Here is a 21563-nt window from a genome sequence, read left to right as displayed (position 1 = left end):
CCCATGCCTGGCGTGTACCCCGGTACCGGTATGACCCTCGGCGTGCCCCCTCTCCCGTCACGCCCCCGCCCCGACGCCGAGACGGTCAGCATCCGGGAGGCGATCAGAGCGGTCCTGGACGGCCCGTCGCAGATGCCGCCGCCGGCGGTGGAAGTGGCCGTCGCGACGGACATGCTGCGCCGCTTCGTCATGACGAAGGCCCGAACGCTCCAGGACGCCGTCAAGACGCTGGACGCGAAGGACCCGCGGCGCGAGGCCGTCGAGGAAGTCGCGGAGGAAGGGCTGTACCGCGCCACGGAACTCGGCCCCGGGGACGGCCTGCTGTCCGCGTACGCCTACGCGCGCGCCCTGGCCCAGTCCGCACGGGCGCTGCTCGGCCAGGTGCAGCGGCTGGAGTTGCTCGCCGGGAGCGCCGGGGTGGTCGTCACCGATGCCGCAGACGCTTGGGACGGCGAGAGCCACTGTTACCCGGGCGACGGACAAGACGAGACCGGTACGCCCGCCCGGCCGACGGCACCGACGCGGTAGGGATCCGGCCCGTATCACCACCCCCACAAGCCGGTCACGGGAACGCGGGCCTCCCGCTCACTCCCGGGACCGAGTGCGGCCTGGAATGCGCCGCATGAAAGGGGCCGTGCCGACGCCTTTCTCTGGTCCTGACGCCGGCACGGCCCGCCGCCCGCCTGATCCCCTCGTCCCCCGGCAGCGCGAATACCCCCCGAACCGCCCCACCTCACCGCGCACACGCGCCTACGCTCGCCACGCCCGTCAACTCCGGCCGACCGAGGGGACGCAGAGAGCCATGCAGCCACAACCCGACGACCCGCCCGACCACTCCCACCCCCGTGACCCCTGGCGCACCCACTACGCGCAACGCGCACAAGGCATGCTCGCCAGCGAGGTCCGTGCCCTGTTCGCCGTCGCTTCCCGCCCGGAGATCGTCTCGCTCGCGGGCGGCATGCCGAACATCGCGGCACTCCCGCTCGACGACATGGCGGCCCTGATGAGCGACTTGGTGGCACGCCGGGGCACAGTGGCCCTGCAGTACGGGGCGGCACAGGGGGACGCCGGGCTGCGGGAAAGCATCTGCGCGGTCATGGCCCGGGAAGGGATCGCCGATGCCCGTGCCGACGACGTCGTGGTGACGGCCGGCTCCCAGCAGGCCCTCGACCTCGTCACCCGCGTGTTCATCGACCCGGGCGACACCGTGGTGACCGAGGCCCCCACCTACGTCACCGCCCTGAACACCTTCGCCGCCTTCCAGGCCCGGGTCGAGCACGTTCCCCTCGACCGTGAAGGTGTCATCCCCGAAGCGCTGGCAGCCGTCCTGGCTCGTCTCCGCTCCGAAGGGCGTCCGCCCAAACTCTTCTACACCGTGCCCACTTTCCAGAATCCGGCAGGTGTCACCCTCTCTCCGGCCCGGCGGCAGCAAGTCATCGACATCTGTCGGCGCGCCGGGGTGCTCGTCCTGGAGGACAACCCCTACGGCCTGCTCCACTTCGACGGGGAACCCATGCGGGCGCTGCGCGCCGACGACCCCGACGTCGTCTACCTCGGCTCGTTCTCCAAGACCCTCGCGCCCGGATTGCGTGTCGGCTGGGCCCTGGCCCCCACGGCCGTGAAGGACAAGCTGGTCCTGGCCGCCGAATCCGCAGTGCTGTCACCGTCCCCGCTCGCGCAGATGACCGTCGAGACGTACCTGCGTACCCAGCCGTGGGAGGACCAGCTCAAGGTGTTCCGCGAGATGTACCGCGAGCGCCGCGACGCCCTCCTCGACGCTCTGCACCAGTACATGTCGCCCGGCATCGGCTGGAACACGCCGGGCGGCGGGTTCTTCGTGTGGGTCACGCTCCCTGCCGGGCTCGACGCCCAGGCGATGCTGCCGCGCGCCATCGGCACACGCGTCGCGTACGTCCCCGGCACCGGCTTCTACGCCGACAGCAACGGCCGCCACGAGATGCGCCTGTCCTACTGCTACCCGACCCCCGACCGCATCCGTGAAGGCGTCCGGCGGCTCGCCGAGGTGATCCGCGAGGAGATCACGCTGCACGAGGCGTTCGGCCCGATTCCCCGCAGAACCGTACGGGGCCCGCAGGCACCCGGCCCCGAACTCCCCTGAATCGCACCCCCCTTACTAGGGAGCCGCAGTGAGCGATCTCAAGCAGGTCCTGGTCCTGGCAGGTGGACTGTCCCCGGAACGCGACGTGTCCTTGCAGTCCGGCCGGTACGTCATCGACGCCCTGCAACGCGCGGGCGTGGACGCCGTACTGCGTGACACCGACGCCACCCTGTTGCCCGAACTCGCCGACCACCCGCCCAGCGTGGCGATTCCGCTCCTGCACGGTGCGGCGGGGGAGGACGGCACGGTCCGCGAAGTCCTGCAGATGGCCCGTGTGCCGTACGTGGGGGCGCGTCCTTCCGCCTGCCGCGCCGCTTTCGACAAGCCGACCGCCAAGGACGTCTTCGCCGCCGCCGGTATCCGTACGCCGGCCTTCGTCACTCTCCCCAAGCAGGCGTTCCACGACTACGGGGTCGCGGCCCTCACCCGGCGCGTGATCGAGCACCTGGGTCTGCCCCTGGTCGTCAAACCGCGTGCGGGCGGCTCCGCGCTCGGCGTCACCGCCGTGGAATCCGCCGACCAGCTCGCCGCAGCGCTCGTCACCGCCGCCGGCTATCACCCTGACGTACTGATCGAAGAACGTGTCGACGGCAGTGAACTCGCCATCGCCGTCGCCGAGATCGACGGAGAACCCGTGGCCCTGCCCCCTGTGGAGATCGTCACTCCCGGTGGCTCGTACGACTACACCGCCCGCTACACCTCAGGGCTCACGGACTTCCGCTGCCCGGCCCCGCTCGACCCCGGCCTCCTGGCCGAAGCCGGCCGGACCGCCGTCCTGGCGCACCGCTCTCTCGGGCTGCGCCACCTGTCCCGTACGGACGCCATCGCCACCCGCGAAGGAGACCTCTACGTGCTGGAGACCAACGTCGCCCCGGGCATGACCGCGACCAGCACCTACCCGATCGCCCTGCAGGCTGCCGGACACCACATCGCCGCCTTCTTCAAGGAACTCGCCCTGCAAGTGCTACGCGGCTGAGGGTCGCCGACGACCCCCGATGTCAGACCCCTTCCCTAACCTCGTCGTAGTAGTTGGCGTACTTGGCCAGGACGAGGGAGACCGACGCACATGACCGGCACCGACACGACCATGTCCCGCATCGAAGCAGCCGTCACGCTGCACCGCGAAGGCGATCCCGGCGCCGCGCGCGACCGGCTCGCGGAGATCTGGCTGGAGATATCGCCGGACGGTGACGCCTTCCACCGCTGCGTGCTCGCGCACTACATGGCCGACGTCCAGCCCGAGCCGCAGGACGAACTGGCCTGGGACCTGCGCGCGTTGGAGGCGGCGGACTCGCTGACGGACGAGCGGGTGCGGGCACACCACGCTTCGCTGGCCGTGCGCGGCTTCTACCCCTCGCTGCACCTCAACCTGGCGTCGAGTTACGACAAGGTCGGGGACGGGGACCGGGCACGCGAGCATCTGGACCGGGCCCGGACGTACCTCGATGCCCTGGGGGACGACTCCTACGGGGACGGGATACGGGCGGCCATCGAGCGGCTTGCGAAGCGGCTTGCGGAGCGGTTGGACGGGGCGGGGGCCGAGTAGAGGTCGTCCAGAGGAGCGGCGCGCTCGGGCTTCCGGTCTGAGGGCAAGTCACCTATAACCCCGGGGAGTTCCCCACCTGTCCTCGGAGCCGCAGGGAAGGTGCCCCATGCGCCGCCTCCTCGCCACCACGGCCGCCACCACCCTCGCCCTGGCGGCGGCCATGCCCGTACCGTCCCGGGCCGCCGAACCACCCCTCCCCGTCGTCTTCGTCCACGGCCGCAACGCCGGCCCCGGCGTCTGGGACGGTATGAGAGCGGCCTTCACCGCCGCCGGATATCCGCAGGACCGTCTCTTCGCCTGGTCCTACGACACCGGCCAGTCCACCAACGAGACCCTGAGCGGCCAACTCGCCGCGTACGTCGACGACATACGCGCCCGCACCGGCGCACCCCGCGTCGACCTCGTCGCGCACAGCCTCGGCAGTCTGCCCACCCGCTGGTACGTGAAATTCGGGGGCGGCGAGGACAAGGTCGCGCACTGGGCCTCGCTGGCCGGGCCCAATCACGGGACGAGCCTCGCCTACCTCTGTGCCGTGTGGGATCAGGGGTGCCGGGACATGACCCCCGGCTCGTACGTCCTCACCCACCTCAACGAGAACATCGAGACCCCACCGCCCGTGCGGTACGCGACCTGGTGGTCGTCCTGCGACGAGCAGATCGCGCCGCCGGACAGTACGCGACTGGCGGGGGCGGTCAACATCGAGACGGCCGGGTGCCTGAAGCACAACGACTTCCTGAGGGATCACGGCGTGGCCGGGCAGCTCCGGGGCTTCCTCGCGACGCCGGGCTGAGCCCGGCCGGTCACTGGTGCTTTCGGCCGATCCCGATCGGTCCCCGCCCCGACCTCGCCCCGCCGGACGGCCGAAGCGCCCCACCGCCACGCCATGGTTGAATTGGCGGGTTCTGCGGCGGGTCGATGGTGTCCCAGCCGGTTTACGCGTTTCGCGCACCGTTGCGCGCGTCATGGGATGGAGGCAGCGGTGCTGCACGTCTTTTACCTGGTCGGAATCGCCGCCTTCGCGGCGAGCGGTGTGCTCGCCGCGCACAAGGCGCGGCTCGACCCCTTCGGCGGGCTGGTGCTGGCCTTCGCCGCTTCCGTGTCCGGCGGGACGCTGCGGGACCTGATCCTCGACCGGCATCCGCTGTACTGGACGCACGACTGGGTCCTGCTCACGGTGATCACGGTGACCGCCGTCGTGACCATGGTGTTCCTGCGCTACCGGCGGCTGCCGCGCCGCGCCCTGCTGACCGTGGACGCGATCGGTCTGTCCGTCGTCACGGTCATCGGCGCGCGGGCCGCGATCAGCGCGGGCGTCACGCCGTTCGCCGTGATCATCCTGGCGGTCGTGACGGGCGTGACCGGTGAGGTCATCCGTGATCTGCTGTGCGGGGAGTTCCCTCCGCTGCTGCTGCGCGAGGAGATCTACGCGACGGCCGCTGTCATCGGCGCGAGCTGCTATCTGCTGCTGCACTGGGCGGGCGCCAACGCCACCACGTCCGCCGTCGTCTCGGCGGGCGCCGTCTTCGCGGTGCGGATGGCCACGCTCTACTTCGGACTGCACCTGCCCCGGCTGACCCACGAGCCCCGGCCGCGCCGGCCGAAGGCCGATGCCGGAGGGACGCAGTAGCCGGGAAGTACACCACCGCTGTACTAGACGGAACGGCCGGGGGCGGGCACTCAAGTGCCCGGCCCCGGCCGTTCCGCGTTCCCGTGGTGTGCTCCGCGCCCCGCGTATGTCATCATGTGATGACATCACTCGATGACAACGTGAGGAGCGTCCGTGCAGACAGCGGATCCACAGCCGGTAACGGCCTCCGACAACCTCCCCACCCCCTGGCGGCAACGGGCCCTCGTCCCCGTCCTCGTCTATCTCGGCATGGTCGCCGCCATGGTCAGCAGCCTCGGCGCCCCGCTGGTGCCGCGCATCGCCGTCGTCGACCACGTCTCCCCGGCCACCGCCCAGTGGTCGCTGACCATCGCCCTGCTCGTGGGCGCCGTCGCCACGCCCACCATGGGACGGCTCGGCGACGGGCCCCGGCGCAGGGCGGTGACCCTCGGCGCGGTCGCCGTCGTGTGCGTCGGCAGTGTGCTGGCCGCGCTGCCGCTGGGCTTCGGCGCCCTGCTCGCGGGGCGGGCCCTGCAAGGGGTCGGGCTCGGGCTGATACCGCTGGCCATCGCCACCGTGCGGGAGAACCTGCCCGCGGAGCGCTCGCGGTCGGCGGTCGGCATCCTGTCGATCACCCTGGTCGCCGGTGTCGGCCTCGGCTACCCGGTGACCGGGCTGCTCACCCAGCTCTTCGGCCTCCACGCCGGCTTCTGGCTCGCGGCGGTCGTCAGCGCGCTCGCGCTGGGCGCCGCCGCGCTCGTCCTGCCGCCGACCCGGCACCTGGCGCCGCACCCGCTGGACGTCCTCGGCGCCGTCCTGCTCGGGGCCGCTCTCGCCGGGGTGCTGCTGGTGCTCGGCGAGGGGGAGTCCTGGGGCTGGACCTCGCCGCGACTGCTCGCGGTGGCCGTCCTCTCGCTCGTCCTGCTGCTGTGGTGGATCCTCCACGAACTGCGCTGCCCGCACCCGCTGGTGGAACTGCGGCTCGTGCGGCACCCGGTGGTGCTGACCGCCGACGTGATCGGTCTCATCGCGGGCCTGGGCATGTACCTCCTGGTCTCCCTGGTGACCCGCTACGCGCAGACCCCGGCCGCCGCCGGGTACGGATTCGGCGCGTCCGTCGTCGTCACCGGCCTGATCCTGCTGCCGTTCTCGGCCGCCAGCGTCGTCTCCAGCAGACTGGCCGGACTCCTGGCCCGGCGGCTGTCGACGAAGGCGGTGCTGCCGGTGGGGTGCGCGGTGTCCCTGGCGGCCATGGCGTGCTTCGGGTTCGCCCGGGACAGCCTGTGGGAGCTGTTCCTCGCGATGGGGATCGCCGGGCTCGGCGTGGGCTGTACGTTCGCCGCGATGCCCGGACTGATCGTCGGCGCGGTCCCCGCGCACGAGACGGGCAGTGCCATCAGCTTCAACCAGGTGCTGCGCTGCGTCGGCTACTCGGCCGGCAGCGCGCTGAGCGCGACCGTACTGCAGGCGCACACCCCCGCCGGGCGGACACTGCCCAGCGCGGACGGCTATGGGACGGCGGCGCTGCTGGGGTGCGTGGTGTGGCTGGTTACCATCGTGGTCAGCGTCGTCCTGCCCGCGCGTTCCCGCACGGCAGACGGCTCCGGGGCCGAAGGGCAGGCGTTCCGCGCGGGGGAGGGCGCCGCCGTCCGTACGGTCCCGGGCGATGACACCCCCGCGCCCGCGGCCGGCTCCGCGCGGGCCGTACCCGAGGAGCGGAGATCCCCATGAGCCCCGAGCAGCAGGCACCCTCCGGGGGCCGTACGGCCAAGGCCGCGCCCCGGCGCCGGGACGCCGGCCGCACCCGCGAGCGGCTCCTCGAAGCGGCGCGCGAACTGTTCGTCGAGCGCGGCTTCGACCGCACCACGACCCGTGAGATCGGTGAACGCGCGGGCGCGGACCCGGCGTTGATCGCCCGCTACTTCGGCGGCAAACCGCAGCTGTATCTGGCGATGCTGCGCGCCGAGTCCGAGCGGGGCGCCCCCGCCGACCTCCTCGACGAGGAGCGGCTGCTCGACCTGCTGCGCAGACACACCGACCAGGGCCCGGGTCCGGTGACCCGGGCCACGGTCGTCCCCTACAGCGACCCCGTCGTGCAGGAAGCCGTCCGTACCCAGCTGTACGAGCGGCTGGTCGACCCGCTCGGCGAGCACTTCGAGCGGGACGGGGTTCCGCAGGCGCGGCTGCGGGCGGAGGTCGCGGTGGCGGCGCTGACGGGGATCGTTCTGGCGCGGAATGCGGGGGCGCTGACCGAGTTGGCGGAGGCGGATGCGGGTGAGCTGCTGGGTGTGGTGCGCAATGTGCTCGGCGCGGCTGCGGCTTGAGTTCCGGTCCGGCGGCCCGCCGCTTCTACCCCAGAATCCCCACGTCGTACAGCAACTCGTACCGCGTCGGATTGTCCGGCAGGAACCAGTGCAGCCCCTCCTCGAAGAACACCGCGACGACGTTCACCGCGATGACCACGCCGGCGAACCACAGCACCCCGCTGCCGATCAGCCGGCGGGCGCGGCCGTTGGGGAGGTCCAGTCGGGTCGTCGCGTGGGCGAAGCACAGTACGACGCCGATCGCGAGGACGGACGCCTCGAAGAGGATCCACGCCCACACGTACAGGTGCAGGCCGAACACCGCGCTGCCGTAGCCCTTGTCGCCGGGGAGGATGTGCAGCATCGTCTGCCGCCAGGCGGCGAAGGCCCCGGCGACGCAGGCGACCAGGGACAGGCCCCAGCCCGTCATGCAGTCGGCGCGCTCCAGCCGGCCGGTCAGGCCCTGCCGGACGATGTACGCCGCGCCCAGGTACGCCAGCATCATGAACATGCGCTGGACGATGCACAGCGGGCACGGGTACTCCCACTCCACGAACTGGAAGAACAGCCCGCCGCACACGATCCCGGCCCAGCCGAGCGTGAAGAGGCAGGCGAACCAGTACTGGCCGTGGCCGAGGAGGCCGCGCAGCCCGGCGGCGGCGGTGGTGGTCCGGCCGTTCTGCGGCTCGGTGCGCCGCGCCATCAGTAACTCAGCCCCAGCTTGAGGCTGCTGGTGATGTGGTGCGCCAGCAACAGCAGCGTGAGGGCCAGCATGATCCACCAGGCCGCGAGGACCTTGGTGCGGGCCGCGCGCCGGACGATGCCGAGCATCGTGGCGAGGAGTCCGGCGAAGATGAGGGTGTCCACCCGCGCACCGTCGCATTCATGCCCGACCGGTTCGGGTATCGCCACACCCGGGCGGTATGTCGGAAGCCGGGGGTTGACCGCGATCCGGAGGCCCGTGCACCCGAAGAATCGTTCCACCGCCCCCAACTCGCCTTTCATGGGCCGTTCTTGGGCGGGAGTTCACTTGCGTGTGCGGGGAACGGGGGTACCCTCCGCAGTGGCTGAAAAGATGCTCCTGCTCGCAAGGGGGTGGTCGGACATGCAATCTGGTAGACAAACCGGGCGCGGCGCTCGATCCGACCGCCGCACCCGGAACGACCGGTTGAGCGACAGCCCCAGGCACGGCCGACACTACGGCCGGCACCACGGCCGACGCCGCTGAACGACGCCGGAACAGCCCGGCGTTCCGTGCGGCCCTGCCGCACGCGTGCGGTCAGTGGCCGGAATTCCGCGCGTCCCGGACGCGTCGTCCTGCCCGCACGCACTTCACCGGCCCCCGCACGGGCCGTTTTCCGCCATGCCCTACAAGGGCTCGCCCTACGCGGGCATACCCCTGCGCATGTCCGCGTGCAGTACAGGGAGGTAGCACCATGGCCTTCGACACCACCCGCCCCGCCCCGGGGCGCGACCCGAACGACGCGGGCCGCGGCCAGGACCCCGGCGGCCGCGAGAGCACCGCCGTCCTCGACTCCGCCCATGTCGGCGACATCGTCGGCGCGTTGGGCACCATACGCCGCGACGACACCGCACGGCGCCGCTCCTGGGCGCACCGGCTGCGGACCCTGCTCGTCATCATGGGGCCCGGCCTGATCGTCATGGTCGGGGACAACGACGCGGGCGGCGTCGCCACCTACGCCCAGGCCGGCCAGAACTACGGCATGAACCTGCTGTGGACCCTGGCCCTGCTGGTGCCCGTGCTCTACGTGAACCAGGAGATGGTCGTGCGGCTCGGCGCGGTCTCCGGGGTCGGGCACGCGCGGCTGATCTTCGAGCGGTTCGGCAGGTTCTGGGGCGCGTTCAGCGTCGGCGACCTGTTCCTGGTCAACGCGCTGACGATCGTCACCGAGTTCATCGGCGTCTCGCAGGCGCTCGGCTACTTCGGGATCCCCGCCGGCGTGGCCGTGCCACTGGCGGCCGTGCTGCTGTTCGCGGTCGTGGCGGGCGGATCGTTCCGGCGCTGGGAACGGTTCCTGTTCCTGCTCATCGCCGTCGACGTCGTGATGTTCCCGATGGCACTGCTCACCCACCCGACGGCCACGGCGACCGCGCGGGGGCTCGTACCGCAGTTCCCCGGCGGGCTCGACGCGACGCTGCTGCTCGTGATCGTCGCCGTCGTCGGCACCACCGTCGCGCCCTGGCAGTTGTTCTTCCAGCAGTCCAACGTCGTCGACAAGCGCATCACCCCCCGCTGGATCCGCTACGAGCGCGCGGACCTGTGGATCGGTATCGCCGTTGTCATGGCCGGCGCCGCCGCCATCATGGCGACAGCCGCCTTCGCCTTCCACGGCACCGAGCTCTTCGGGCAGTTCAGCGACGCCGGGGGAGTCGCGGAGGGGCTGCGCCAGCACGGCGGTACGGCCCTGGGCGCGCTGTTCGCGATCCTGCTGCTGGACGCCTCCCTCGTCGGCGCCAACGCCGTCGCCCTCGCCACCACCTACACCCTCGGCGACACCCTGCGCAAACGCCACTCGCTGCACTGGAAGCCGACCGAAGCCCCCTGGTTCTACATCGGCTACGGGATCCTCATCGCCCTGTCCGCGACCGTCACGCTCCTCGCCGACGACCACGTCCAAGGGCTGATCACGCAGGGCGTGCAGGCACTGGCCGGCGTGCTGCTGCCGTCCGCGACGGTCTTCCTGGTGCTGCTGTGCAACGACCGCGCCGTGCTGGGACCGTGGGTCAACAGCGCCAAACAGAACATCGTCGCCGGAGTCATCGTCTGGACCCTGGTGCTGCTCTCGCTCGCGCTGACCGCCGCCACCCTCTTCCCGGATCTGACCACCACGCAACTGGAGACGGGCTTCGCGGCCGGCGCCGCCCTCGGGCTGGCCGGCGGGACCGCCGTCGCCCTGCGCACCCGGGCGCGGGAACGGGCCGCCACCGCGCGCGTCGCCGCCCGGCTGCGCGGATCCGCCGGGCCGCCCGTCGGCCCGACCCCGCTCCGCCGCGCCGCCCGCCGCGCCCTGCGCGACGCCGACCGCGAACTGTGGCGCACCCCCGCCCTCGACGGCCTGGAAAGGCCCCGCCTCTCGCCGCTGCGCCGGGCCGGACTGCTCACCCTGCGCTGCTATCTCGTCCTCGCCATCGGCCTCGTCGTGGTGAAGGTCGTGCAACTGGCCGTCGGCAGCTGACGGTTCACCAGCCGGTACGGCACGGGGCATCCGTCCCTGCCCCCGTCAGCCCCGTGCCGTACCTCCCCACAGGCCCCTCGCTTCCGGATTCCGGCAAGGTTGCTAGGGTCCTTGCGTCCGGAACACCGCAACAAGACAGGGAGCGCGGAGCGTGAAGAGCGGCGGCGGCATACCCGAGGAATTCCTGGACGGCTACGCCGGGATGCTCGCCGAGGTCTCCGAGACCGGCCGCGCGCTGCGCCGCTCCGAGCTCGACGCGCTGCGCGAACTCGGCGAACGCGCCGCCGACGCCGGACACGGCTGGCGCGGGCTCGTCGGCCTCTACCTCGGCGAGACCCGCCGCGTGTGGAGCACCCTGCCCGGGATCACCGGCCCCGCCTGGGGGACGCGCGCCGACGCGGCCCGTACCGGCGAGGCCGTCCTCGCCGCCGTCGACGCGGCGGTCGCCGCCCTCGGCGAGGGCCACGAACACGCCCAGCGGCTCGCGGTCCGCCGCGAGGAGGCCGAGCGCCGCGAGTTCGTCGACGACCTCCTCTACGGGCGCAGCGACCTGGGCCGACTCGCCGAGCGCGCCGAACGCTTCGGGCTGCGGCTCGCCCGTACGCACGCCGTCGCGGTCGCCGAGGGCGAGCGCGCCTACGACGACGTGCACCCGCACGTCCGCCGCGTCGAACGCGAACTCATCGGCCGGTTCGGCGAACGCGACGTGCTGCTCGCCACCAAGGACGGGCGGCTCGTGTGCATCGCCGCGAGCAGCGAACGCGCGGTGCTCGACGCCTTCACCGCGTACGTGCGCGGGGCGCTCGGCGAACGCGCGGGCGCCCGGCGCGTGGCCATCGGCCGCGAGCACTCCGGCGCGGGCGGCGTCGTCCGCTCCTACGAGGAGGCCCTCGCCGCGCTCAAGCTCGCCGACCGGCTCGACCTGCCCGGACCGGTGCTGCACGCCACCGAACTGCTCGTCTTCCCTGTGCTGTTGCGCGACCGCGCCGCGATGGCCGACCTCGTACGGACCGTACTGGGCCCGCTCACCGGCTCGCGCGGCGGCGCCGGACCGCTGCTGGAGACCCTGCACGCCTACGCGGCCGCCGGCTACGTCAACGCCGAGGCCGCCCGCCGACTGAAGATCAGCGTACGCACCCTCTCCTACCGCCTCGCCCGTATCACCACCCTCACCGGCTACGACCCCGCCGACCCCCTGCACCGCTACACGCTGGAGACCGCCGCGATGGGCGCCCGGCTCCTCGGCTGGCCCGAACAGCCGCTGTAGTCATGCGTTCTGTGACGGCCCGCGACGGCCCTGTGACGGCAGGAGGGCCCCTCCGGTTCCTGGTGTCAACAGGACGTCAGGAACGCGTAAAGATTGCCGGGATCCGGCAATGTGCGCTTGCGTACCCCTGTGCGATGATCGGCACGCACCAGGAACCGCGCACACGAGACGGAGGGGAGAACATGGACGATTTCCTGCGCGCCGCGCTGGCCTTCCCGGCCGTCCTGTTCAGCTTCGCCCTCGTGGTGGTGGCCGCCTACTGGCTGCTGGTGCTGCTCGGAGGCGCCGACGTCGACGCCCTCGACGGGGGTGACGGCGTCGACGCCGGCGCCACCGGAATGCCCGTGACCGTGGCCGTCTCCCTGGCCATCGTCATTGCCTGGTTCGTGAGCCTGGCCGGCACCGCACTGACCGAGCACCCGTGGCTGCGCGCGAGCGCCCTGCCGGTCGCACTCGCCGCCGGCTGGCTCACCGTGGGACTGCTGCGCCGCCTCGGCCGCAGACTGCTGCCCCCCGAACGCCCCGCATCGCGCGGCGACTTCGTCGGCCGCACCTGCGTCGTCCGCACCGGACGCGTCGGCGGCGACTTCGGCCAGGCCGAAGTCCGCGCCGACGACGGCTCGACCGCCATCGTCCAGGTCCGCGCCGGCGAAGCCGACCGGGCGGGCCTGACCACGGGCAGTACCGCGCTCATCTACGACTACGACGCCGACGGCGAGTACTTCCGCATCGCGCCCTACAGCAGCGAGCTCGACCCGTACCGCCCGGCGCACTGACCACCGGATACGGACCCGCGCGCGACCGCAGTGGCGACGCCGCCCCGGCCCGTACCCCAACGTCCCGCACAACCAAGGGATTTCACTCATGGATGCCCTCACCGTGGGCGCCGGCGTCGTCGTCGCCGTCGTCCTGCTCATCGTCCTCGTCGTCTTCCTCGCCGTGACCCGGCTCTACCGGAAGGTGCCCCAGGGACAGGCACTGATCGTCTCCAAGACCCGCAAGGTCGACGTCACCTTCACCGGCGCCGTCGTCCTGCCCGTCGTGCACAAGGCCGAGACCATGGACATCTCGGTCAAGACCGTGGAGATCCGCCGCACCGGCCGCGAGGGACTGATCTGCAAGGACAACATCCGCGCCGACATCCACATCAACTTCTTCGTCCGCGTCAACAAGACCGTCGAGGACGTCATCAAGGTCGCCCAGGCCATCGGCACCCAGCGCGCCAGCGACCGCGCCAACATCCAGGAGTTCTTCGCCGCGAAGTTCTCCGAGGCCCTCAAGACCGTCGGCAAACAGCTCGACTTCGTCGACCTCTACACCAAGCGCGAGGAGTTCCGCGACCGCATCATCGCCGTCATCGGCACCGACCTCAACGGCTACCACCTCGACGACGCGGCCATCGACTTCCTTGAGCAGACCCCGATGAGCCAGCTCGACTCCGCCAACATCCTCGACGCCCAGGGCATCCGCAAGATCACCGAGCTGACCGCCATCGAGCACGTGCGCACCAACGAGTACCAGCGCACCGAGGAGAAGGAGATCACCCGGCAGAACGTCGAGGCCCGCGAGGCCGTCCTCGAACTCGAACGCCGCCAGGCCGACGCCGAGATCAAGCAGGAACGCGAGATCGCCACCGTCCGCGCCCGCGAAGAGGCCGAGACCGCCCGCGTCCAGGCCGAGGAACGACTGCGCGCCCAGAGCGCCCACCTCAAGACCGACGAAGCCCTCGGCATCCAGAACGAGAACCGCGAACGCGAGGTCGCCGTCGCCCAGAAGAACCGCGAACGCGTCATCGCCGTCGAGAACGAGCGCATCGAGAAGGACCGCCTCCTCGAAGTCATCGCCCGCGAACGCGAGACACAACTCCGCCGCATCGCCGCCGACAAGGAAGTCGAGAGCGAGAAGCGCGAGATCGCCGACGTCATCCGCGAGCGCATCGCCGTCGAGAAGACCGTCGCCGCCCAGGAAGAGGAGATCAAGAAACTCCGCAAGGTCGAGGAAGCCGAGCGCGAGCGCCGCGCCCTCGTCATCCGCGCCGAGGCCGAGGCCCAGGAACGCCTCGTCAAGGACATCAAGGCCGCCGAAGCCGCCGAGCAGGCCGCGAGCCACCTCGCCGCCGAACAGCTCACCATGGCCGAAGCCCGCCGCAAGGCCGCCGAACTCGACGCCCAGGCCGCCGTCCGGCTCGCCGAGGGCAAGCGCGCCGACGCCGCCGCCGAAGGACTGGCCCAGGCCGAAGTCCAGGAACGCACCGCCGACGCCATCGCCAGGACCGGCCGCGCCGAGGCCGAAGCCGCCCGCGAGAAGGCACTCGCCGCCGCCGAAGGCCTCAAGCAGAAGCTCAAGGGTGAGGCCGAAGGCCTCACCGAGAAGGCCGCCGCGATGGCCGCCCTCGACAACGCCAGCCGCGCCCACGAGGAGTTCCGCCTCCGCCTGGAGGCGGAGAAGGACGTCCGCCTCGCCGGCATCGACGTCCACCGGCAGGTCGCCGAGGCCCAGGCCGGGCTCGTCGCCGCCGGACTGGAGAACGCGAAGATCGACATCGTCGGCGGGGACAGCGTCTTCTTCGACAAGCTCATCGGCTCCCTCGCCCTCGGCAAGGGCCTCGACGCCCTCGTCGACCGCTCCGAGACGGTACGCACGCTGGCCGGGCCGTGGCTCGACGCGGACGGATCCGGGTCCACGTTCACGAGTGACCTGTCGGCGATGGTGGGCGGCCTGGGGGCCGCGGGGCTGCGCGACCTGACGCTCGCGGGTGCCTTGACGAAACTCATCGCCGGCGGCGGGCCGAAGGTGGGGGCGCTGGAGGGGCTGTTGGAGACGGTGCGGGCCAATGGGCTTGCCGATGCGAAGGTTTCGGAGCTGGTGGGCGGTCCGCTCCGGGGGTGATTTTTCCCCAGTCCCGCCCCTTCCCGAAATTGGGGGCTCCGCCCCCAAGCCCCCGAAAAACAAGCCCGTCCGGCGCTTGAGGACGAGCGGCGCAGCCGCGATACGGGGTCCGGGGCGGAGCCCCGGTTACGGGAAGGGGTGGGACTGGGGAAAAAAGCGCCGCAGGCACCCCCAGCCCGCCCCCGCCCCCACCCGCACAGGCCCCCCACCCCCGCCCTCCCCAAGACGTACACAGAGGCTGAGGACCACGTGACCACCGAAGACCACCCCGCCAACACCCCCCTCGAAGCCGGCACCTACGAAGTCCTCCGCGACCGCCTGCGCACAGCAGCCCGCGAGCTCGACACCCGTGCCCGGGAGCTCAATGAGCGGCGTGTGGAGACCTTCGGCGGTGGCGGGCTCGCGCTCACCGGGTCGGCTTCCATACCCACTGGGCGGCCCGCTGTCGCGCGGGACCTCGCGCACGTCGGAGGGCACCTGCTCGTCGGCTACCAGCCCGCCGCCGGCGGCGACGCTCCCGCCGAGCCCGGCGACGTGTTCGCCCTGTACGCCAACGCCAACGCCAGCGCCGACGGACAGTTCACCCCAGCCCCCACCAACGCTATCCCCGGCCTGCTCGACAACCCCCACTTCCAGCACGACTTCCACGACCTGCACCGCTACTACCGCTCCGCCCGCCTCCTCCAACTGCACCACGCCGGCCCCCTCCTCCTCGCCGTGTTCCAGACCGGCGACCGGCTCACCGACATCCGTGTCCTGCGCTGGCGCATCGCCCCCGACGGCACCCCCTCCTACCTCGACGCCAAGGGCGAACGCGACCACGTCTTCCCGCCCTCCCACGACTTCACCTGGACCCCCACCACCCGCGACGACCACCGGCCCGGACGCCACCCGCACATCGCCGTCGACGACACCGTCTACGTCTCCACCGCCGGCGGCACCCTCACGGTCAAGACCGCCGACGACACCGAGACCGCCGACGGCGTCCACCACGAGCCCGTCGCCGAACCCCTGCAGTCCCTCGCCGACGCCGATGTCGAATTCGCCCGCGTCGGACCGCTGTTGCTGCTGCGGGTTCGCCCGTACAAGGAGAACGACTGGCGGCACCTGGTCGTCAACACCCGCACCGACGAGGTCGTCCGCCTCGACGGGATCGGGCAGGCGTGCCGGCGTCTCCCCGAGGACCAGGGCGTGATCTTCCCCGGCGGTGTGTACCTCGCCACCGGCGGCGCCCGTACCTTCGACGTCGACACCGAGGGCCTGGAGTACGAGCGTCTCGTCCGCTCCCCGAACGGCGAGGACGTCCTGTACGTCTTCCACGCGCGCGCCACCGGCCGCACCCTGCTGCTGCCCTACAACGTCATCCGTGAGGAAGCCGCCAACCCCATCGTCACCCACGGCTGCGCCCTCTTCGACGACGGCACCCTCGCCGTCCTGCGCACCGACCCCGGCAGCGAACCCGCCCGGCTGCACCCCCTGCAGACCTGGGCCACCCCCTACACCTCCGAGGCGTACGCCGCCGCCCGGCCCACCGGGGACGGGCCGCTCGCCCGTGTCGGCAACGCCGAGCTCGTGCGCGGCGTCTCCGAGTGTCTGACCGTGGCCAGGATGGCCGACGACATGACGCCCACCGCCGCCGTCTTCGAGGCCATCGAGGCCGCAGCGATACGCGTCGGCGACACCTTCCCCTGGCTCGACGACCCCTCCCTCGGCGGCCTCGCCGAACCCCTGGACGCCGTGCGTGCCACCGCCGCGCAGGTCACCGAGGAGTTCCGGCGCGTCACCGAACTCCGCGGGCGGGCCGCCGACGCCCTCGGCGAAGCGGCCGTACGCACCACCACCCTCGTGCGCCGCATCCGCGGCGAACAGCCCGCTACCGCCGACGGCTGGGTCAAACAGCTCACCGAACTGCGGCACACGCAGGGCCACTTGGAGACCCTGCGGGAGATCCGCTACCTCGACCTCGACCAGCTCGCCGGACTGACCACCGCGCTCGCCGACGACCTCGCCGCCACCGGCCGCCGCGCCGTGGCCTTCCTGCGCGGCGAGGACGCCTTCGCCGCCACCCACCGGGCTGTCGCCGACCTCGCCGCCGAGGCCGCCGACTGCCCCACCGTCGCCGCCACCGAACCCCTCGCCGAGCGGCTCGCCGAACACGCCGAGGGCCTGCGCACCGTCACCGACGTCGTCTCCTCCCTCGACCTCGCCGACGCCACCGACCGCACCTCCATCCTCGGCCGCGTCGCCGAGGTCCTCGGCGCCGTCAACCGCGCCCGCGCGACCCTCGACGCCCGCCGCCGCTCGCTCCTGGAGAGCGAGGGACGCGCCGAGTTCACCGCCGAGTTCGCCCTCCTCGGCCAGGCCGTCGACGGCGCCCTCGCCGCCGCCGGCACCCCCCAGGAGTGCGACGAGCACCTCGGCCGGCTCCTCGTCCAGGTCGAGAACCTCGAAGCCCGCTTCGGCGCCTTCGACGACTACCTGGAGCGCGTGGCCGCCCGCCGCGAGGAGATCTACGAGGCGTTCTCCGCCCGCAAACAGGCCCAGCTCGACGAACGCGCCCGCCGCGCCCAGCGCCTGGCCGACTCCGCCCAGCGCGTCCTGGTCACCGTCGCCCGCCGCGCCCGGTCACTGCCCGACGCCGACGCCGTCGGCGCCTACTTCGCCTCCGACCCGCTCGTGGCCAAGGTCCGCACCACCGCGCGGGAACTGCGGGACCTCGGCGAGGCCGTACGCGCCGACGAACTCGACGGCCGCCTCAAGGCCGCCCGCCAGGAGGCCGCCCGCGCGCTGCGCGACCGCGGCGACCTCTACGACGACGCCGGAACGATCCGCCTGGGCCGGCACCGCTTCGCCGTCACCACCCAGAGCACCGACCTCACCCTCGTCCCGCACGACGGCGAACTCGTCTACGCCATCACCGGCACCGACTACCGCGCCCCCGTCCGGGACGCGGCCCTCACCGCCCACCGCGCCTTCTGGGACCAGCCGTTGGTCTCCGAGTCCCCCGAGGTCTACCGCGCCGAACACCTCGCCGCCCTCTGGCTCGACCGGGCCGGCCCCGACGCCCTCGCCGAACGCGACCCGGCGGCCCTGCGCGACGCCGTGCGGCGCCTGGCCGCCACCCGCTACGACGAGGGCTACGACCGGGGCGTCCACGACCACGACGCCGCCGCCCTCCTCACCGCCCTGCTGCCCGTGCACGCCGCCGCCGGACTGCTGCGCCACACCCCCGACGTACGGGCCGCCGCCCAGCTGTTCTGGGCCCACGGCACCGACGAGCACCGGCGTACGCCCTGGACCGTACGCGCCCAGTCCCTCGCCCGTGCCCGCCGCGCCTTCGGCACCGTCCCCGCCGTGGCCGACCTGGCCGCCGAACTCGCCGACGCGGCGGGCGACTTCCTCGGCCAGGCCCTGCCCGGGCTGGACGCCGACCGGGAGTCCGTCGGCGCCTACCTCTTCGAGGAACTCGCCGCCGGCACCCCCCGCTTCGTCACCAGCGCCGCCGCCCGCACCCTCCTCGACGGCTTCCGGGCCTCCCTCGGCGGCGACGGCTCGCCCGCCGCCAAGGAGTTCGCCGAGGACCTGCGCGCCCTCGAAGGCGACCTGCCCGCCCGGTACCAGCTCGTCACCGCCTGGCTCGGCTCGTACCTGCACACCCTCGACGCGGCCGACACCCCCGAACTCCCCGAGGCCACCGCCGTCGAACTGTGCGGCACCGCACTGGAGCGCCGGCACCTCGACACCCCCCTGACCGCCACCGCCACCGGTCTCCTCGGCGCCCACCCCCGCGTCGCCACCGGCGGCAGCCTGCCGCTGCGGCTCGACGAGTTCCTCGCCCGCACCGGCACGTTCCGCCGCACCCGCGTGCCCGCCCACCGCGCGTACACCCGCGCCCGCACCGAGGCCCTCGCCGCCGAACGCGCCCGCCTGCGCCTGGACGAACTCACCCCGCGCACCATGTCCGCCTTCGTCCGCAACCGGCTCATCGACGAGGTCTACCTCCCCCTCATCGGCGACAACCTCGCCAAACAGCTCGGCGCCGCCGGCGACGGCCGCCGCACCGACAGCCAGGGCCTGCTGCTCCTGCTCTCCCCGCCCGGCTACGGCAAGACCACCCTCCTCGAATACGTCGCCGCCCGCCTCGGCCTCGTCTTCGTCAAGGTCGACGGCCCGGCCCTCGGCCACCGCACCACCTCCCTCGACCCGGCCGCCGCCCCCGACGCCGCCGCCCGCCGCGAGGTCGAGAAAATCAACTTCGCGCTGGAGATGGGCAACAACACCTTCCTGTACCTGGACGACATCCAGCACACCTCGCCCGAACTCCTGCAGAAGTTCATCTCCCTGTGCGACGCCCAGCGCCGCATGGAAGGCGTCCGCGACGGGCAGGCACGCACCTACGACCTGCGCGGCAAACGCTTCGCCGTCTGCATGGCCGGCAACCCCTACACCGAGTCCGGCGCCCGCTTCCGCATCCCCGACATGCTCGCCAACCGCGCCGACGTGTGGAACCTCGGCGACACCCTCAGCGGCAAGGAAGACCTCTTCGCCCTCAGCCACATCGAGAACGCCCTCACCTCCCACCCCGTCCTCGCCCCCCTCGCCGCCCGCGACCGCGCCGACCTCGACCTGCTGCTGCGGCTCGCCCGCGGCGACGACTCCGTCCACCCCGACCGCCTCGCCCACCCCTACGCGCCCGCCGAACTCGACCAGATCACCGCCGTCCTCGCCCGGCTCCAGCGCGTCACCGGCACCGTCCTCGCCGTCAACGCCGCCTATATCGCCTCCGCCGCCCAGTCCGAGAACACCCGCACCGAACCTCCCTTCCGCCTCCAGGGCTCCTACCGCAACACCAATAAACTCGCCGAGCGCATCCTCCCCGTCATGAACGACTCCGAGCTGGAAGCCCTCATCGACGACCACTACCTCGCCGAGGCCCAGACCCTCACCGGCGACGCCGAGTCCAACCTCCTCAAACTCGCCGAACTGCGCGGTCGGTTGAGCGAGGAGCAGGCACGGCGGTGGGCGGAGATCAAGGAGGCGTACGTGCGCGGGCAGCGCGCCGGACGCGGATGACGGCCTCCCGGGAACGCGCCGGGGGCGCCGCGCCACGACCGGCACGACGCCCCCGGACCGGTGGACGGTCCGCCGGCTAACGAGAGTTGAACTTCACGCTCGCGAACGACACCTTGTGGTCCGCGCGCTGGCCGGGGGTCAGGACCACCTTGGTGCCCTTGCAGTTCTTCTCGGAGTAGATGCTCAGCGGCTGCTTGGTGTCGTTGCGGGCCGCGCGGGCCTCCTGGCCCATCGACAGGCACTTGCTGTCCGGCGGGTTCTGCACGTAGTAGATCGCGCCCTTCGGGCCTTCCCAGTAGAACCGGCCGTTCGCGGCGGATGCCGTGCCGGCCGACACTGTCACGGCGAGGACGAGCCCCCCGATCGCGGCGGCTGCGGCGTGGTGGCGAAGGCGCATCACAAGTCCTTTCCCTGGTCTTCGGTCTTCGAGGGTCTTCGGTCTTCGAGGCACGAGCGACGGAGCGGGCCGTGGCTCGGCACCCTTCAACGACGCCGGACGCCCCACGACACGGAGGGCGCCGCCGGACGGGTGCCCTCGTGTCGCTTTTCCTGAAGACCGGTCAGGTGGGGGAGGTGGGGGCCAACTCCCGCCCGGCGGACGGCGTGTGGACCCCGGACCCGCGCGCGTCCAGCGACCGCAACAGCAGCCGCACGGCCACCGGCACCAGCAACTGCGCCAGCACCCCCGCCCCGGCCGCCCCCGCCGCCTCGCACAGGACAGGTTCCGCGTGCACCAGGGAACGCCGCACCGCCCGGCACAGCAGCCCCGCCGGGAACTCGGGGACGGAGAAGGAGACGGTCAGACCGGCGGTGACGCCGGTGGTGGCACGCGGCCAGGACAGTTCGACACGCACGGCGGGACTCCCGGGAAGGACGGGCCCGGGTCGCGCGCACGTGCTTCGACTGTCTTACTGACGGGTGCGCGGGCAACGGCCGGGCGGTGACGGGCGGACGGGCCCGGGAACGGGCTCGGGACTATGCCACGGGCTCACGCCCATCACCTCCTCGCGGCCGGGGAGACACAGGGAGAAACAGGGAGACACAGACATGGTCGAACATTGTCGAGAATCACGAGGACCGGCGGGGATTGTCAAGCGAGCTTTTGGGAAACCCATGGGAATGCGCGCGTAAACAACGCGCCTGCCATGCAGGCGAGTTCGGCTGCGAACGGAGGCTTCATGAGCGAGAGCGCCGGCACAAGCTGGCTGTCGGGCCCGACCAGGACGCTCGGGGCGGTGACATCGGCCGCACGGCGCGTACCCGGTGCCGGGGTGGTGACCGGAGCCGTCGACGGGCTCCTCGACACGGTCGGCGTCGTCTCCCCGCGCACCCGCCGCGTCGCCGCCTACACCGGAGTGGGGGTGCTCGGCGCGGCCGGCGTCGTGGAATGGCCGCTCGCGGCGGCGGGAGCGGCGCTGATCTGGCTGACGCAGGCACGACCGGTGGCGAAGGGGGCTGCGCCGCGAGGCGGTTCTTCGGGGGCTCCCCGTAAGCGGAAGGGGGCGGGGCGGGGTGGTGCGGGCTGAACCGAAAACCGGGGGCTGCGCCCCCTGGACCCCCGTT

At 72.3% G+C, this 21563-nt stretch carries 18 protein-coding genes; 14 read left to right on the top strand and 4 right to left on the bottom strand.

The window, feature by feature from the left end:
- Positions 1-3 precede the first annotated feature (3 nt).
- From ACFP1Z_RS10665 to ACFP1Z_RS10630, 8 genes are all read left to right on the top strand, one after another.
- Complete coding sequence (locus ACFP1Z_RS10665; protein WP_390315777.1) at positions 4-528, top strand: DUF6415 family natural product biosynthesis protein; 525 nt, start codon at positions 4-6, stop codon at positions 526-528.
- Between the two features lie 274 nt (positions 529-802).
- On the top strand, positions 803-2119 hold the full coding sequence (locus ACFP1Z_RS10660; protein ID WP_390315776.1) for an aminotransferase-like domain-containing protein: 1317 nt from the start codon (positions 803-805) through the stop codon (positions 2117-2119).
- 28 nt (positions 2120-2147) lie between these two features.
- The gene (locus tag ACFP1Z_RS10655) at positions 2148-3095 is read left to right on the top strand and encodes a D-alanine--D-alanine ligase family protein (protein WP_390315775.1); all 948 of its coding nucleotides are present in this window, start codon (positions 2148-2150) and stop codon (positions 3093-3095) included.
- A gap of 90 nt (positions 3096-3185) precedes the next feature.
- A complete protein-coding gene (locus ACFP1Z_RS10650) occupies positions 3186-3665 on the top strand; it encodes a hypothetical protein (RefSeq protein WP_390315774.1) in 480 nt (159 codons plus the stop codon).
- 106 nt (positions 3666-3771) lie between these two features.
- A complete protein-coding gene (locus ACFP1Z_RS10645) occupies positions 3772-4455 on the top strand; it encodes an esterase/lipase family protein (protein WP_390315773.1) in 684 nt (227 codons plus the stop codon).
- A 189-nt stretch (positions 4456-4644) separates the two neighbouring features.
- Positions 4645-5292, top strand: a complete 648-nt coding sequence (locus ACFP1Z_RS10640; RefSeq protein ID WP_390315772.1) for a trimeric intracellular cation channel family protein — start codon at positions 4645-4647, stop codon at positions 5290-5292.
- 153 nt (positions 5293-5445) lie between these two features.
- Entirely contained in the window at positions 5446-7002 is a 1557-nt protein-coding gene (locus tag ACFP1Z_RS10635) for an MFS transporter (protein ID WP_390315771.1), read from the top strand.
- Positions 6999-7595, top strand: a complete 597-nt coding sequence (locus ACFP1Z_RS10630; RefSeq protein WP_390315770.1) for a TetR/AcrR family transcriptional regulator — start codon at positions 6999-7001, stop codon at positions 7593-7595. The genes ACFP1Z_RS10635 and ACFP1Z_RS10630 overlap by 4 nt, the downstream gene beginning before the upstream one ends.
- Before the next feature lie 25 nt (positions 7596-7620).
- On the opposite strand, the gene ACFP1Z_RS10625 is transcribed toward ACFP1Z_RS10630, so the two are convergent.
- Together ACFP1Z_RS10625 and ACFP1Z_RS10620 are read right to left on the bottom strand one after the other, a co-directional pair.
- Positions 7621-8277, bottom strand: coding sequence for a disulfide bond formation protein B (locus tag ACFP1Z_RS10625; RefSeq protein WP_390315769.1), 657 nt, complete (start codon positions 8275-8277; stop codon positions 7621-7623).
- Positions 8277-8441, bottom strand: coding sequence for a DUF5993 family protein (locus ACFP1Z_RS10620; protein ID WP_390315768.1), 165 nt, complete (start codon positions 8439-8441; stop codon positions 8277-8279). Before ACFP1Z_RS10620 ends, ACFP1Z_RS10625 begins: the two co-directional genes overlap by 1 nt.
- A 569-nt stretch (positions 8442-9010) precedes the next feature.
- Between ACFP1Z_RS10620 and ACFP1Z_RS10615 the strand changes: the two genes are divergently transcribed.
- From ACFP1Z_RS10615 to ACFP1Z_RS10595, 5 genes are all read left to right on the top strand, one after another.
- The gene (locus tag ACFP1Z_RS10615; protein ID WP_390315767.1) at positions 9011-10771 is read left to right on the top strand and encodes an NRAMP family divalent metal transporter; all 1761 of its coding nucleotides are present in this window, start codon (positions 9011-9013) and stop codon (positions 10769-10771) included.
- 202 nt (positions 10772-10973) lie between these two features.
- Complete coding sequence (locus ACFP1Z_RS10610; protein ID WP_390315912.1) at positions 10974-12038, top strand: PucR family transcriptional regulator; 1065 nt, start codon at positions 10974-10976, stop codon at positions 12036-12038.
- Positions 12039-12220: 182 nt separating this feature from the next.
- Positions 12221-12814 (top strand): hypothetical protein, encoded by a 594-nt coding sequence (locus ACFP1Z_RS10605; RefSeq protein WP_390315766.1) that lies wholly within the window; start codon positions 12221-12223, stop codon positions 12812-12814.
- 88 nt (positions 12815-12902) lie between these two features.
- Positions 12903-14927, top strand: coding sequence for an SPFH domain-containing protein (locus ACFP1Z_RS10600; RefSeq protein WP_390315765.1), 2025 nt, complete (start codon positions 12903-12905; stop codon positions 14925-14927).
- A 249-nt stretch (positions 14928-15176) separates the two neighbouring features.
- The gene (locus ACFP1Z_RS10595; protein WP_390315764.1) at positions 15177-20000 is read left to right on the top strand and encodes a DNA repair ATPase; all 4824 of its coding nucleotides are present in this window, start codon (positions 15177-15179) and stop codon (positions 19998-20000) included.
- A 76-nt stretch (positions 20001-20076) separates the two neighbouring features.
- On the opposite strand, the gene ACFP1Z_RS10590 is transcribed toward ACFP1Z_RS10595, so the two are convergent.
- Together ACFP1Z_RS10590 and ACFP1Z_RS10585 are read right to left on the bottom strand one after the other, a co-directional pair.
- On the bottom strand, positions 20077-20397 hold the full coding sequence (locus tag ACFP1Z_RS10590; protein ID WP_390315763.1) for a hypothetical protein: 321 nt from the start codon (positions 20395-20397) through the stop codon (positions 20077-20079).
- Between the two features lie 163 nt (positions 20398-20560).
- Complete coding sequence (locus ACFP1Z_RS10585; RefSeq protein ID WP_390315762.1) at positions 20561-20854, bottom strand: hypothetical protein; 294 nt, start codon at positions 20852-20854, stop codon at positions 20561-20563.
- A 324-nt stretch (positions 20855-21178) separates the two neighbouring features.
- Between ACFP1Z_RS10585 and ACFP1Z_RS10580 the strand changes: the two genes are divergently transcribed.
- Complete coding sequence (locus ACFP1Z_RS10580; protein WP_390315761.1) at positions 21179-21526, top strand: hypothetical protein; 348 nt, start codon at positions 21179-21181, stop codon at positions 21524-21526.
- Positions 21527-21563 lie beyond the last annotated feature (37 nt).

The sequence above is a fragment of the Streptomyces gamaensis genome (assembly GCF_042656465.1).
GTDB lineage: Bacteria > Actinomycetota > Actinomycetes > Streptomycetales > Streptomycetaceae > Streptomyces > Streptomyces gamaensis.
This window is presented reverse-complemented; position numbering and strand designations above follow the sequence as displayed.